The sequence below is a fragment of the Candidatus Cloacimonadota bacterium genome (assembly GCA_012522635.1).
Classification (GTDB): domain Bacteria; phylum Cloacimonadota; class Cloacimonadia; order Cloacimonadales; family Cloacimonadaceae; genus Syntrophosphaera.
In genome coordinates, this window is record JAAYKA010000065.1 from 1 (window position 1) to 13,889 (window position 13,889).

Annotated in this window: 11 protein-coding genes; 5 read left to right on the forward strand and 6 right to left on the reverse strand. The window is 51.7% G+C overall.

The window, feature by feature from the left end; genetic code table 11:
- The first annotated feature begins 1,346 nt into the window (after window positions 1–1,346).
- Entirely contained in the window at window positions 1,347–1,790 is a 444-nt protein-coding gene (locus GX135_03780; GenBank protein ID NLN85211.1) for a hypothetical protein, read from the forward strand.
- Between the two features lie 497 nt (window positions 1,791–2,287).
- Here GX135_03780 and lpxK read toward each other — a convergent pair whose 3' ends face one another.
- Genes lpxK through GX135_03800 form a run of 4 tightly spaced genes read right to left on the reverse strand, consistent with a single transcriptional unit; the run spans window position 2,288 to window position 5,535 of the window.
- A complete protein-coding gene (lpxK, locus tag GX135_03785; GenBank protein ID NLN85212.1) occupies window positions 2,288–3,334 on the reverse strand; it encodes a tetraacyldisaccharide 4'-kinase in 1,047 nt (348 codons plus the stop codon).
- Complete coding sequence (locus GX135_03790; GenBank protein ID NLN85213.1) at window positions 3,335–3,709, reverse strand: response regulator; 375 nt, start codon at window positions 3,707–3,709, stop codon at window positions 3,335–3,337.
- 5 nt (window positions 3,710–3,714) lie between these two features.
- Entirely contained in the window at window positions 3,715–4,596 is an 882-nt protein-coding gene (locus tag GX135_03795; protein ID NLN85214.1) for a phosphoribosylaminoimidazolesuccinocarboxamide synthase, read from the reverse strand.
- A gap of 3 nt (window positions 4,597–4,599) precedes the next feature.
- Window positions 4,600–5,535: a hypothetical protein gene (locus tag GX135_03800; GenBank protein ID NLN85215.1), complete on the reverse strand. Its 936-nt coding sequence runs from the start codon at window positions 5,533–5,535 to the stop codon at window positions 4,600–4,602.
- A 393-nt stretch (window positions 5,536–5,928) separates the two neighbouring features.
- Between GX135_03800 and GX135_03805 the strand changes: the two genes are divergently transcribed.
- From GX135_03805 to GX135_03815, 3 genes are read left to right on the forward strand one after another with little or no spacing between them, the layout of a single operon-like run.
- Complete coding sequence (locus tag GX135_03805; GenBank protein ID NLN85216.1) at window positions 5,929–8,055, forward strand: ribonucleoside triphosphate reductase; 2,127 nt, start codon at window positions 5,929–5,931, stop codon at window positions 8,053–8,055.
- A gap of 7 nt (window positions 8,056–8,062) precedes the next feature.
- Window positions 8,063–8,773, forward strand: coding sequence for an anaerobic ribonucleoside-triphosphate reductase activating protein (locus GX135_03810; protein NLN85217.1), 711 nt, complete (start codon window positions 8,063–8,065; stop codon window positions 8,771–8,773).
- Window positions 8,754–11,198 (forward strand): TIGR03960 family B12-binding radical SAM protein, encoded by a 2,445-nt coding sequence (locus GX135_03815; GenBank protein ID NLN85218.1) that lies wholly within the window; start codon window positions 8,754–8,756, stop codon window positions 11,196–11,198. Before GX135_03810 ends, GX135_03815 begins: the two co-directional genes overlap by 20 nt.
- A 38-nt stretch (window positions 11,199–11,236) precedes the next feature.
- Here GX135_03815 and hydG read toward each other — a convergent pair whose 3' ends face one another.
- Together hydG and GX135_03825 are read right to left on the reverse strand one after the other, a co-directional pair.
- Window positions 11,237–12,646 (reverse strand): [FeFe] hydrogenase H-cluster radical SAM maturase HydG, encoded by a 1,410-nt coding sequence (hydG, locus tag GX135_03820; GenBank protein ID NLN85219.1) that lies wholly within the window; start codon window positions 12,644–12,646, stop codon window positions 11,237–11,239.
- A gap of 12 nt (window positions 12,647–12,658) precedes the next feature.
- On the reverse strand, window positions 12,659–12,907 hold the full coding sequence (locus tag GX135_03825; protein NLN85220.1) for an iron-only hydrogenase system regulator: 249 nt from the start codon (window positions 12,905–12,907) through the stop codon (window positions 12,659–12,661).
- 71 nt (window positions 12,908–12,978) lie between these two features.
- Between GX135_03825 and GX135_03830 the strand changes: the two genes are divergently transcribed.
- On the forward strand, window positions 12,979–13,482 hold the full coding sequence (locus GX135_03830) for a hypothetical protein (GenBank protein NLN85221.1): 504 nt from the start codon (window positions 12,979–12,981) through the stop codon (window positions 13,480–13,482).
- The last annotated feature ends 407 nt before the right edge of the window (window positions 13,483–13,889 follow it).

Genomic DNA, 13,889 nt, shown 5'->3' on the forward strand with positions numbered 1-13,889 from the left:
CAGTAATGATGCACTAACGCAAAATACTGTGGGAGAGGTAAATCCTCTCCCTTTTTTTGAATAATAAGCAAGTCACTTTCCCCCTTGCTTAATGATAACTATCTATCCTGCAAACAGATACACGAATAATAAGCAGAAAAGCACTCTCTATTCCCCGGAGGGGGGCATGCTGCTTGGTGAGAATCCTCACAATCGAATAATAAGCAAGGCGCTTTTTATCTTGCTTAATGATAAGCCTTTATCCTGCATGCAGATACACGAATAATAAGCAAAAACAGGCTCTCTATTGGAAAGCTGGGCTTAGGGAGATGATGCAAAAAGGTAGATGTGTAATTGTATATATGGTATATAGATATATTATTATATTATTATATAGTTTTATTTTTTATTATCTATATATAATATAGCATTTACAACCACTCCTCTCCGGGGGGAATAGAGCGTGCTTATTTGCTTATTATTCGCATAACTCACTGATACGTATGGGGTTAATAATAAGCACGCCATTTTATCCCCTGCTTATTATTCGCATAATCCCTTGCGGAACATGGATATATAATAAGCAGGCTTGGTGGAGGGTGGAGGTAAAGGACATAAAGAAGGACTGGATTCCTCACGTGCGTTCGGAATGACGGTCTGGCGCTGGTTTGGATGGTGAAGTGGCGACTGTTGGAGCACCGGTTTTAACCGGTCGTACCGCCGGATTTATCCGGTGGAAGGGATGGTGGACTTGTTTCATGTGCCAGATGAATCTGGTGGAAAAGTGTGGCGGTTTGTTTATTGTCCCAGATGAATCCGGTGGAAAAGTGTGGCGGTTTGTTTATTGTGCCAGATGAATCTGGCACCAACGACCGGATGAATCCGGTGCTCCGGCAAGGCCTGGATTTCTCACGTGCGTTCGGAATGACGGTCTGGCGCGGGTTTGGGAGGTGAAATGGCGACTGTTGGAGCACCGGTTTCAACCGGTCGTACCGCCGGATTTATCCGGTGAAAAGGATGGTGGACTTGTTTCATGTGCCAGATGAATCTGGCACCAACGACCGAATGAATTCGGTGTTCCGGCGCTTTCGTAAGCTATATATAAATCAGCGTTATCGGCGTAATCTGCGTGAACCCTCGGCGCAATCCGCGTTTTTTTCAGCGAATATCTGCGGGAAACCCAATTTTGTTACCCACTATATATGGAGGGGAATCTTGCTTAGATACTAAAGACAAGCTGAACTCATCCCAAACACTTCCGAAATGATTGTTTTGATGTTTTTTGGAGGCCTTGGGATTGTCTAAAGTATGGCTTTACAGGCAGTTGGAGTCATTTTTAAGAACAAAAAAATTAGGGAGGATAAAAAATGAAGGTAACTTTCAAAAACATGATTCAGGCTTATCAGGGAAAGTGTGATGGCCTGATTTACTACTACAATCCCCGGCTAAAGCGTATGTTGTGCAGGACTTACGCCAAACCCAGGGAATCCACGCAAAACCGCAGATTCGCGACGATTGCGAAAAATCTGCGCTCTTTGAACCCGTCCGAGGGTTTTTGCAATGACCTTCGGGTTTACGCGGATCTTTACCGCCGCAAAAACTTTGATGGTCCGAACATCGTCACCTGGTATAACGCCTATCTGATGATGATGTATGCGATGGCGGGGCTGTATCCGCAGCTCGATTTGGAGCATATCACACGCGCGGATATTGAGGATGGCGCGCTTCCCTGTCGGAGCGTGAAAAGAGCGGTGGAGGCGAGGCTTTTGCCGATGGTGAAGGGGTATGAATTGCTGGATGCGGGGTTTTAGCGTTTTAGGGTTCCCGCGGATTAGCGCAGAAAAAAACGCAGATAGCGCCGATAGCGTGGATGGAGCACCGGATTCATCCGGTCGTTGGTGCCAGATTCATCTGGCACAATGTTCTGCCGACCACCCAACTCCGCCCTTTAGGCAGAAAACCCGCGCCCATGCGTCATTCTGAGCGCCAGCGAAGAATCCAGGCCATGATTCTTAATAGATTAGGGATACACAGGATTGGGATGATAAAAAAGGGATTTTTACGTTGTAGCGCCGGAACACCGGATTTATCCGGTCGTAGGTGCCGAATTCATTCGGCACAAAGAGGAAAACCCGCCACCTTTTTTCACCGGATAAATCCGGCGGGTCCGACCGGTTGAAACCGGTGCTCCAACAGTCTCCACTTTGCCACCCAAACCCAGGATAACGCGTTGGTTCGGCGTAATCGGCGTAATCTGCGTGACATTTTTTCTGCGCTAATCCGCGTGAACCTTAAAACCGGTGTTCCATCAGTCGCCATCCCGCACTTTTTCCAACACCAGCCGCTTCAAGCGGGGTTCATCAGCGCAGACAAGTTTCATTCTGAGGGCCAAAGGGTTCAGGGATTTATGGAGGGCGAGTTTGGGTAAATCCTTTTCCGTGCAGAGCAGAACGCCGTCGTCGCCAAGAGCCTGGAGGATGGGGTCGATTTCGGCGGGCTGGGAGAAAGGATGATGGTCGGGAAAGCGGAAATGGGTTTCCCAGTTGAGACCGAGAGCGTGGACGCTGTCCTCGAAAGAATCCGGCAGCGCGATGGAAGAAATCAGGACTAGTTTTCGGTTTTGGAGGATGTCGAGAGGAAAGGCATTTCCCTGGGAGTCAATGACATCGAGGGCTTGATAGAAGCATTTGAGGGCGGTTCTGGCGCTGGCGGGGAGGTTTCCCAGGGATGGGGTTTGGGCTTCTTTTTGGATTAAAACCAGGGCGTCCGCGCTTTGGAGAGCCGAGAGGGGTTCACGCAGCCAACCGGCGGGAATGACGCGTCCGTTTCCGAGGCCAAGTTTGGCGTCGAAGCAGACCAAATCGAGGTCGCGGGCGATTTTGAGGTGTTGGAAACCATCGTCCAGAATCACCACATCGAGGTCGGGATATTCCGCCAAAAGCAAGGAAATCGCCGCCACCCGCCTCTTCCCCACCACGACGGGGATTCCGGGAAGTTTTTGAGCCAAAAGCTGGGCTTCGTCACCGGAATCTTTGACGCCCAGGATGATGTTTGAGCGGTTGGAAACGAGGCTGGGAAAGCGTTCCCGGCTTCCGCCACAGCCACGATGAGAGAGCGCGACTTTGATGCCCATTTCCTGGAGTAAGAGCGCCAAATAGACGCAAAAAGGGGTTTTTCCGCTACCTCCGCTCCCCAGATTTCCCACACTGACCACCCGGCAGGGAGCGCGCCAGCCTTGAAAGCGGCTTCGGCGCAGGGTTTGAAGCGCGGCGTTGAGGTTTCCCAAAGGGAGAAGCAGATGGCTGAGAGCGCTGCGTTGGTGAAGGTGTCGGCGCGCCAGCTCTTGTAGATTCAATCAGCATTCCCCGCCAAATTTGGCATCGATGAGGGCGATGAGTTTTTCCACATCGAAGGGTTTGAATAAAACGTCTTTCAGGCCGTCGGTTTTGGAGCGTAAAAGGACGTGGTCGGGGTCGTAGCCAAAGCCGGTCATCATTATCACCGGCAGGGCGGGGTCGTGGGCTTTGACGCGGGAAAAAAGCTCGTAGCCGTCCATATCGGGCATGGCGATGTCGGTGATGACGAGGTCGATGTTTCCCGCGATGACCTCGTGGAGGGCGTCCAGGCCGTTATAGAAGCCGCAAATTGTCCAGTTGGGGCAGGAAGCCCGGAGCTGTTCCCGAAGTGATAAAACGATGCTCTCCTCGTCGTCAACGATACAAATTGTCATTTCTTTCAATCGATTCCTCCCAGAATGATGTCCCGGATTTGTTGATAGCGGTCCATTGTTTTTTGGATGATGTGAGGTGGTAAAAGCGGCGCGGGTGGTTTTTTGTTCCAGCCGATACGGGTGAGGTGGTCGCGGATGATTTGTTTGTCGAAACTGGCGGGGGTTTTTCCGAGGCTGTATTGAGATGAATCCCAAAACCTTGATGAATCGGGAGTTAGAGCTTCATCACCCAGGAGGAGTTCGCCGTCCAAAAGCCCGAATTCGAACTTGGTGTCCGCCAAAATGATACCTTTTTCCTTCAGTTTGGCGTGGGCCCAGGTGTATAATTTGAGGGAATAATCGCGGGCGAGGTCAGCCAGAGCGGGGTCCATGGATTCGCGCATCTGGAGGAAAGTGATGTTTTCATCGTGGCCCTGGTCGGCTTTGGTGGAGGGCGTGAAAATGGGCTCGGGGAAGGCTTCGCTTTCGCGCATTTTGGGAGGTAAGGGCAAGCCACCAACGCTTTTGGAGACTTTGTATTCCGCCCAGGCAGAGCCGCTGAGATAGCCGCGGACGATACACTCGAAGGGGATAATTTTCAGCTTTTTCACCAGCATACTACGCCCCTCCAGGTAAGGTTTAAAGCGTTTGAGAGCATGGGGATAGGCGTCAACGTCGTCGGTGATGAAATGGTTTGGGACGAGGGGGGCAGTCAGCTTGAAGGCGTGAACGGCGATTTGATTGAGGATGGCGCCTTTTCCGGTCAAAGTTTGGGGAAAGACCACATCGAAGGCGGAAACGCGATCGCTGGTGACAATCAGGAGGGTTTCCCCCAGGTCAAAGATGTCTCTGACCTTACCCCGCTGGCTTTTGAAAACAATATCCAATTTCTTGATTTGGTTGAACATACATCATCCTTTACGATGTTTTACATGATATTCGTATAGCAAACGTCTTTCGTCTGTATCAGTTAGATTGATGGCAAGCGTCTCATTTTCGCGGTATTGAGTCTCCTTGGGGTGGAAATCGTGGCGGATTCCATTGACTTCACACCAGCGCAGGACGCCGTTTTCAACGCCAAAACCCTCATCCTCCCAGCTCAGGGATTTGGTGACGTAGAGGAAATTGAGCCAGTCGCGATAGCTTTCGAGGCGTTCGATTTCCTCATCCAGAAGGTCGGCTTTGGCAAAATCGAGGTCGTTGAAATATTTTACCCGCTCCACGGCGACCATTTCCAGAATTCCGTTTTGAGGGTGTAAATAGGCTTCGCGCAGGAGGTTATGGAGCTTGTACAGGGTGGCTTCGTCGCCATTTTCCAGCGCCAGACACCAGCCATTACAGATTCCGTCGTCCAGTTTTTGACAGGGATAAGTGTTTGTCTCGCAATAGGGTAGCTTCAGGATTCGGCTCAGGCTGTCCATGATTTCATAGAGGAAAAAGCGTCCCCGCCAGGGTCCGGCGTAGGTCCAACTGTCGTTGGTGTCGTCTTTTTGGGTGACGAAAGGAAAGCGGTGGGCGTCGAGCGCGAGGTAGGCGTAATCCCGGCTGGGCTGCATCATCTGTTGGTGGGGAAGGTTGTTTTGGCTCAAGAAAAGTTTGAGGCGGATGAGGGCGTCCACGCTTCGCGGCTGGGTTTCCAGTTCGAGGGTGTCCGCCAGTGCCGCGATTTCGGCAAAGCGGGTGTCGATTTCCGCTTTTTTCCGGATGAAATTCAGGCGGACAGCCAGATTCGGGGTGATTCCGCACCAGAGCGGCTCTCCGGCCTGACGAAAACAAAAAAACACCCAGCCACCGGGCAGCTCGGGGCTCTCGGAAAGGCGGGTTCCATTCCATTTCAGCTTAATCATGCGCCAAGACTGGCGTCCCCGCAGTTTGTGTCAATCAGAATCTTGCACAGAAGCCGCCGAGGCTGAATTGGCAAGCTTTTGGGGGTGAAAGGAAGGCCGGGAAAGGAGAGAGATTTTCAGCCTGGGGAAGGTGGCTGGTTCAGGGTGGCCTTGGGATTGGCTTCGGGGCTGGAAAAAGAATTTTTGAGCCTCATTAGGCTGATACCCACAGGATTATGGAAAAGTGTCCACAGAAGTTCACAAAAAAGGGCAAATATGGCTTGACAGAATCGCTAAGTTCCTAATTATGTGGATGTATTGGCTCTGAACGCAAAGAGCTTAAAGTGGATTGTAAATTCATAAGACATTGATAAATAAAGAGATTATAGATATAGACCGCAAGGGAGGTTTTTGATGTTTTCGAAAATCCGGAAACGCAACGGGAATATTGTCGTTTTTGACAAGCAAAAAATTGTGCGCGCCATTCATAAGGCGGGCGAGGCTACAGGTGAATTCGAGCTGGACGCGGCGGAGGTTTTGAGCGCGCGGGTGGTTAATCTGGCGGCTCAGATTATCGACGACGCGATTCCGGAAGTGGAACGCATTCAGGACATTGTGGAAGAGGTTCTTTTGGCTTCTCCCTATAAAAAATCCGCCAAGGCATACATTATATATCGCGACCAACACGCCCGCATCCGGGATATGTTCAACACCGGCGGGGTTCAACTGATTGACCAATATCTGGAAAAGCTGGATTGGCAGGTGAATGAGAATTCGAACATGGCGTATTCCCTCCAGGGTTTGAATAATTATATCGCCAGTGAAATCAGTAAAACCTACTGGCTGAACAAGATATATCCTCCCGAAATTCGTCGCGCCCACCTTGAGGGCGACATTCATATCCACGATTTGGGCCAGCTTTCGGTTTATTGTGTGGGTTGGGATTTGATGGACCTGTTGAAAACTGGATTTTGCGGGGCGGAAGGAAAGGTGGAAAGCTCACCAGCAAGGCATTTCCGCAGCGCCTTGGGACAGATTGTGAATTTCTTTTACACCCTTCAGGGCGAAGCGGCGGGAGCGCAGGCTTTTTCCAATTTTGACACGCTTTTGGCGCCCTTTATCCGCCATGATGGGCTGGATTATACCGAGGTGAAACAGGCGCTTCAGGAATTCATTTTCAACATCAACGTCCCCACCCGCGTGGGTTTTCAGACGCCTTTTACGAACATCACGCTGGACCTCCTCCCACCCGATATCTATAAGGATACGCCGGTTATCATCGGCGGTGAGGAGCAAAAAGAGACCTACGGGGAATTTGGCGCCGAAATGGATATGTTGAATCAGGCCTTTTTGGAGGTGATGATTGAGGGCGACGCCAAAGGAAGAGTGTTCACCTTCCCCATCCCAACCTATAATATTACCAAGGACTTCGATTGGAGCGACCCCAAGCTCAGCTATCTTTGGGAAGCCACCGCGAAATATGGGATTCCGTATTTTTCGAACTTTGTGAATTCCGACCTCGACCCCAACGACGCGCGCTCGATGTGTTGTCGCCTGCGGCTGGATACGCGCAAGCTGGAAGCCAGAGGTGGCGGGCTGTTTGGGGCGAATCCGCTGACCGGTTCCATCGGAGTGGTGACGCTGAACCTTCCCCGCATCGGCTATCGCGCCAAGAGTGAGGAGGAATTTTTCGCGCTGTTGGAGGAGAATCTCCAAATCGCCAAAAACAGTTTGGAAATCAAGCGTAAGATATTGGAAAGATATACGCTTAACGGGCTTTATCCCTATACGCGTTTCTACTTGAAAAACATCTATGAGCGCTTTTTGGAATATTGGAAAAACCATTTTTCCACCGTGGGAATCATTGGCATGAACGAAGCGGCGATGAACTTTTTGGGCAAGAATCTGGGAACCGAGGATGGGCGGCTTTTCGCGCTGAAGGTGATGGATTATCTGAGGGGACGCCTGGTGGAAATCCAGGAGGAAACAGAAACCAACTATAACCTGGAAGCCACGCCAGCAGAGGGAACCAGCTATCGGCTCGCCATTTTGGACAAGAAATTTCATCCGGATATTATCTGCGCGAATTGTGGGTCGGACACGCCGTTTTATACGAACAGTTCCCAGCTTCCGGTGAATTTTTCCGACGATATTTTCGAGGTTTTGGACCTTCAGGACGAGCTTCAGACCAAATATACCGGGGGAACGGTGTTGCATATCTTTGGCGGAGAGAGAGTTGAACACGGTGAGAGCATCCGCAAACTGGTGAAAACCATCTGTGACAGCTATCACCTTCCCTACTTCACTTTTTCGCCCACATTCAGCATTTGTCCCGTTCATGGCTATCTCGTTGGCGAACAGCACACCTGTCCCACCTGTCAGAAACAAACCGAGGTTTTTTCACGCATCGTGGGCTATCTGAGGCCGGTTTCGCAATGGAACGAGGGCAAAAAAGCCGAATTTAAGATGAGAACGACCTTCGACACCATCAAAAATACGCGTGAAAACAGCCCCGGCGGTTCGCGACATCAGGTTTTGTGAATAGAAAATGAAGATTGGCGGCTTTCAAAAGTTTTCGCTGTTGGATTATCCCGGACAGCTCGCCGCCATTATCTTCACGCAGGGATGTAATTTCCGCTGTCCCTATTGTCATAATCCGGAATTGGTTGACCCCTCCCGCTTTGGGAAACCGCTCTCCACGGGCAAGGTTTTGGATTTTCTGAGAAAGCGGCAGGGGAAGCTGGGCGCGGTGGTGGTGACCGGCGGCGAGCCGACGCTTCAGCCCGATTTGGTACGCTTTATCCGCCAGCTTAAATACATTGGATTCTTGGTGAAGCTGGACACGAACGGCTCCCATCCGGAGGTTTTACAACGCCTTGCGGATGAGGAGCTTGTGGATTATTGGGCGATGGATTTGAAGGCTCCGCCGGAGCTTTACCGGCTGATTTCGCGTTCGTCCGTACCGATGAATCACATCCTTTTCAGCATGGATATTTTGCGTGAAAGCGGCAAGCCCTATGAATTTCGCACCACCTTTTTCGAGAGGATTTTCGATTGGGAGGATATGGAGCGAATCCGCAAACTCCTGAGGCCTGGAGATAGTTTTTACCTTCAGGAATGTCATTACGACGAGACTTTGGAAGATTTTCCAGACGCAACCAAGGAAGCCAAAGCGCAGCTTTTGGACAACCCAGCCTGTCAATCGCTCATCCGTTGGGGCGATGAACACCAGATAAACATTGGCATCCGCTCACATTAAGCCCATGCCGGAAGTACGCTTCGAAGCCCTGCTCCCCCTCGTGGAAAAGCCTTCGCGCTATATCGACCACGAGATTAACGCCGTCCGTAAAGACTGGCAGGATGTGAATTTTTGCTTTGTTTATCCCGATGTTTATGAGGTGGGCGTCTCGCATCTGGGCATCAAAATTCTTTATTCCATCTGCAATCGCGTTGACGGCGTGATGGCAGACAGGGCCTATCTTCCCTGGGTGGATATGATTGAGCTTCTACGGCGGAAAGAGCTTCCACTTTTTGGCTTGGAAAGCCGGCGTCCACTGGGGGATTTTGACCTCGTGGGCGTGACCCTGCAGAGCGAACTCACCTATTCCAACCTCTTGGAAACATTGCCTTTGGCGGGAATACCGCTCAGCCGTGAAGAACGCGACGAAAGCCAGCCCATCATCATGGCGGGAGGACCCTGCGCCACCAACCCGCTTCCTCTTTCAGACTTTGTGGATGTGTTTTTCATCGGCGAAGCGGAGGAAGCCATCATCGAGATGGCGGAGGTTTTCAAGCGCGTTTCAGCCCGTAAAGAGAGGCTGGAAGAGCTTTCCAAGGTAGCGGGCTGTTGGGTTCCGGCGCTTGATGAAGGGAAAACGATTGTGGGGCGGAAATTCGCTTCCTTCGCCCTTGGCCATCAACTCCACAGTCCTCAAATCCTATCCTGGCAACTCGCCACCCACAATCGCTGTGTGGCGGAGATAATGCGCGGTTGTTCGCGAGGCTGCCGCTTCTGTCACGCTGGATATTTCTATCGCCCTGTACGGGAACGAGATGCGGGTTCGGTTCAGAAGGAAATCCTCAATGAAATCGAGCTAAGCGGCTGGGACGACGCGGGTTTACTTTCGCTCTCCAGCGGGGATTACAGCCGGGTGACGGAGCTTTTGCAGGGACTTCTGAAGAGCGTGGATACGGACAGAACCCATATTTCCCTGCCTTCCCTGCGGGTGGACGCGCTTAACCATGAGACCGTGGAACTCCTCAGTGAACTGGGACGCGAGGGGCTGACAGTGGCTCCGGAAGCGGGTTCCCAGCGTTTGCGCGATGTTATCAACAAAAACATCACGGAAGAGGATATCCTGAGGGGAGTGAAAATCGCCATCGGGCTCGGCTGGCAGAGGGTTAAGCTCTATTTCATGGTGGGGCTGCCCACAGAAACAGACGAGGATATCGAAGCCATCACGGGGTTGATTCGCCGTATCGCCGCGCTGGACAAGCGTTTACAGATTAGCGTGACCCTCTCCCCCTTCGTGCCGAAACCTTTCACACCCTTCCAGTGGGCGTCCATGCTTTCACGGGAAGAGATTCTGAGGCGTTGTCTGAGCGTGAAACAGGCTTTTTTCCGTCAACGTAACATCCGCATAAAATACCACACCATAGAGAGTTCCATCCTGGAAGCCGTATTTTCGCGGGGGGATGAGAAGGTGGGGAAAGCCATCCGTAAAGCTTGGGAAAATGGCGCCCGTTTTGACGGCTGGAACGAACATTTTAATTTTTCCATCTGGGACGCCGCGTTTGAGGAAACGGGGCTGGAAATGAACCAATATCTGGGGGAAAAAGCGCTGGAAGCTCCTCTGCCCTGGGACTTTATCGACCTGGGTATCACCAAGGATTTTCTGCGTGAAGAATGGGCAAAAGCCATGCGTGGGGAAAGTACCCCGGATTGCAGGAAAGTGTGTTCGGATTGTGGAATTTGCGGGGATGAACTGCAAACCATCCTGGCTCCGCCGAGCGAGCCGCTGAGCCAGGGGACGATATCCTTCCTGCCCTCAAAAGGCAAGCAACAACACCGGTTCCGCCTCTGGTATGCCAAGGAAGGCGTTCTGCGCTTCATTTCACACCTGGATTGGATGAGGATGTTGTTCCGCTTCATCGGTCAGATGCCCTTACCAACGGTTTTCACCGAGGGGTTTTCGCCTCATCCGAGGGTGAGCCTCTGTCCGCCCCTGCCTTTGGGGGTGGAAAGCGTTTGCGAATATTGTGATATTTCCTTTTGGAGCCGACCTTCCAAGGAGGAAATCGCCGCCGCCTTCAACGTCCGTGGGATTCCAGAACTGAGATTTTTGGACAGCGAACTGATTCACGGCAAGGGTAGGGTTCCCAGCGGGGAGGTTGTAATCATCGATATTCCTCAGGAGCTGGTGGCGACAATCCAAGAGCGTCTAGAAGAGTTTTTGGCAAGCGAATCCCACCTGTTCACCAAAACCACACCCAAACGCAGCAAGACCTACGATTTACGCGAGATTATTGTTTCCACCCAATGGCAAAACAACCGTCTGTTAATCGGAAAAAGCTTGGCCAGTCCATCGCTTTACGACGTCCTGGCCGAACTTTTAACGCTGGATAAAAACCAGCTCTATGGGTTTTCTGTCACCCGCCTGGATTGGATATTGCCCACTGATTAGGCTCAGCAGGGTTTAATCCAGTATCCGCGGGGCTTTGCTTAGAAATAGAGGTCCCGCGTTCCTTCCTTCATTTCCCCCAATTTCTGGGTGACGGCTTGGCGCATGTTTTCATCCTCAATCTTGGCAAGTTCGTTGTTGATGAGTTCCAAACCCGCTTTCAAGGTGCGTTCGGAGGAAAAGTCATAGAGATATTCGGCGAAGGTGAGCAGGGCGTTGGGCGTGCAGAAACGCTTCACAAAACCGGGTACGGCAAATTCCATGAAGTGTTCCCCGGTACGTCCGGCACGATAGCAACTGGTACAGAATGAAGGGATGTAGCCGCCCTTGGCGAGCTCGTAAATCACGTCGTCGAGGCTGCGGGTATCGCCCAAAACGAATTGGCTTTTCTTTTTGGATTCGTCGTTTTTGGCGGAATAATCGCCCACTCCGATACTGGAGCCGGCGTCAATCTGGGAAACGCCGTAGCGCAGGATTTCGTTGCGGACGGCGATGGGTTCGCGGGCGGTGAGAATCATCCCGGTGTAGGGCACGCTGAGGCGCAGAACCGCCACGAGATGCTTGAAATCCTCGTCTGAAACCTGGTAGGGCGGATGGGTGGCAAAGTCTGTACCGATGGCGGGTTCGATGCGTGGGAAGGAGATGGTGTGGGGTCCGACGCCGAATCTTTCCTCGAGGTGGATGGTGTGGTAGAGCAGGCCCAAAACCTCGAATTTCCAATCGTAAAGTCCCATGAGGGCGCCGATACCCATGTCGTCAATTCCGGCTTGCATGGCGCGGTCGAGGCCGTCCAAACGCCAGAGATAGTTGCTTTTAGGCCCGCTGGGATGAAGCCTTTCATAGGTGGGCTGGTGATAGGTTTCCTGAAAAATCTGGTAGGTTCCGATTCCGACGGATTTCACAGTCCGGAAGCCTTCGATGTCCAGCGGCGCGGCGTTGATATTCACGCGGCGAATCTCGCCCTTTTTATATTTGGTGTCGTAAACCGTCTGCACCGTTTCGGCGATGTATTCCGGGGAATATTTTGGGTGTTCGCCATAGACCATAATCAGGCGTTTGTGACCGGCTTCCACCAGGGATTCGGTTTCGTGAATCAACTGGTCGTGGGAAAGCGTGGCTCGCACACATTCCTTGTTTGAGATGCGGAAACCGCAATAGACGCAGTCGTTTATACATTCGTTACCCACATAGAGCGGGGCGAAAAGCACGATACGATTGCCGTAGATGCGTTCCTTGAGTTCGTGGGCGCCATCGAGGATGAGCTGTCTCAATTCGGGGTCTTTAACGCTGACGAGAGCAGCCGTTTCGTCTGGGTCCAGCCGGTTTTTATCAAGGGATTTGGCGATTATCTCGCGGATGCGGGATTCCGGGGCGTGGGCTTCGCTGGCAATCAATTCTTCAATTTTTGCCGTGGGGATAAAGGATTTCAAGCCTTCGGTGCTGATTTTCATTTTTTCTCCATTTTATATCTTCAATGTTATTGTTTTTACGTTTACAGACCTGATTTGGCCGAGTTTACCAGAGAAAGAGCCGAGGGTGTCCATGTCCGCTTCGACCACCAAAAAGATGACGGACACGTTTTTATCGCGCATGGGATAGCCCACCCTCATCAAAATGTGGGAGGCAAATTTGTGGATTAGCTCCGAAACGGGGTTGAACGCCGCGCCTACATCTTCCACCACAATGGTGACAACGTGTCTTTTGGGCTCCATATATTTCTCCTGTGTTGATATTTTTTTTGGGAGAAAGATACAGTTCTGTCCGGGGGATTTCGCCTCCCTCGATGCCGGAACGTATCCCTCATCTCAGGTTTATAAACCCATCATATTGTCTGCCGTATTTTTGGCAAGGTTTTTTTTTGACTGTCCAGGAATCTCCACTTCACCACCCAACCCCGAACCAACCCGTCATTCTGAGCGTCAGCGATAGGCTCGCCGGAACACCGGATTCATCCGGTCGTAGGTGCCAGATTCATCTGGCACAGTGTTCTGCCGACCACCCAACTCCGCCCACGACCACTCAAACCCCGCGCCGACCCGTCATCCTGAGCGCCAGCGATAGACTCGTCGGAACACCGGATTCATCCGGTCGTTGGTGCCAGATTCATCTGGCACAATATCCTTCCGACCACCCAGACTCCGCCCACGACCACTCAAACCCGCCCCGACCCGTCATTTCGAGCGCAGCGAGAAATCCAGCCCATGCCGGAGCACCGGATTCATCCGGTCGTAGGTGCCGAATTCATTCGGCACAAAGAGGAAAACACGCCACCTTTTCCACCGGATAAATCCGGCGGTCCGACCGGTTGAAACCGGTGTTCCCACAGGCTTGTAGCCCTCCGCCCACGACCACCCAAACCCAGACCAGACGCGTCATTCCGAGCGAAGCGAAGAATCCAGGCCATGATTCTTAATAGATTAGGGATACACAGGATTGGGATGATAAAAAAGGGATTTTTTACGTTGTAGCGCCGGAACACCGGATTCATCCGGAGCATCCTGTGCATCCCTAATCTATTTAAAAATCGGCGTAATCGGCGTAATCTGCGTGACACAAAAAAATCAGCGTAATCTGCGTGAAAAAAAGCGAAAACCCTTGACAAAGCGCCCAATTCTGCCCCTATATATATAGAGGGTCGTTTCTTGAAAGCGGCTTTTGTATTGTTTTTGACACCCTTTTCCCACCCCCGAAAGG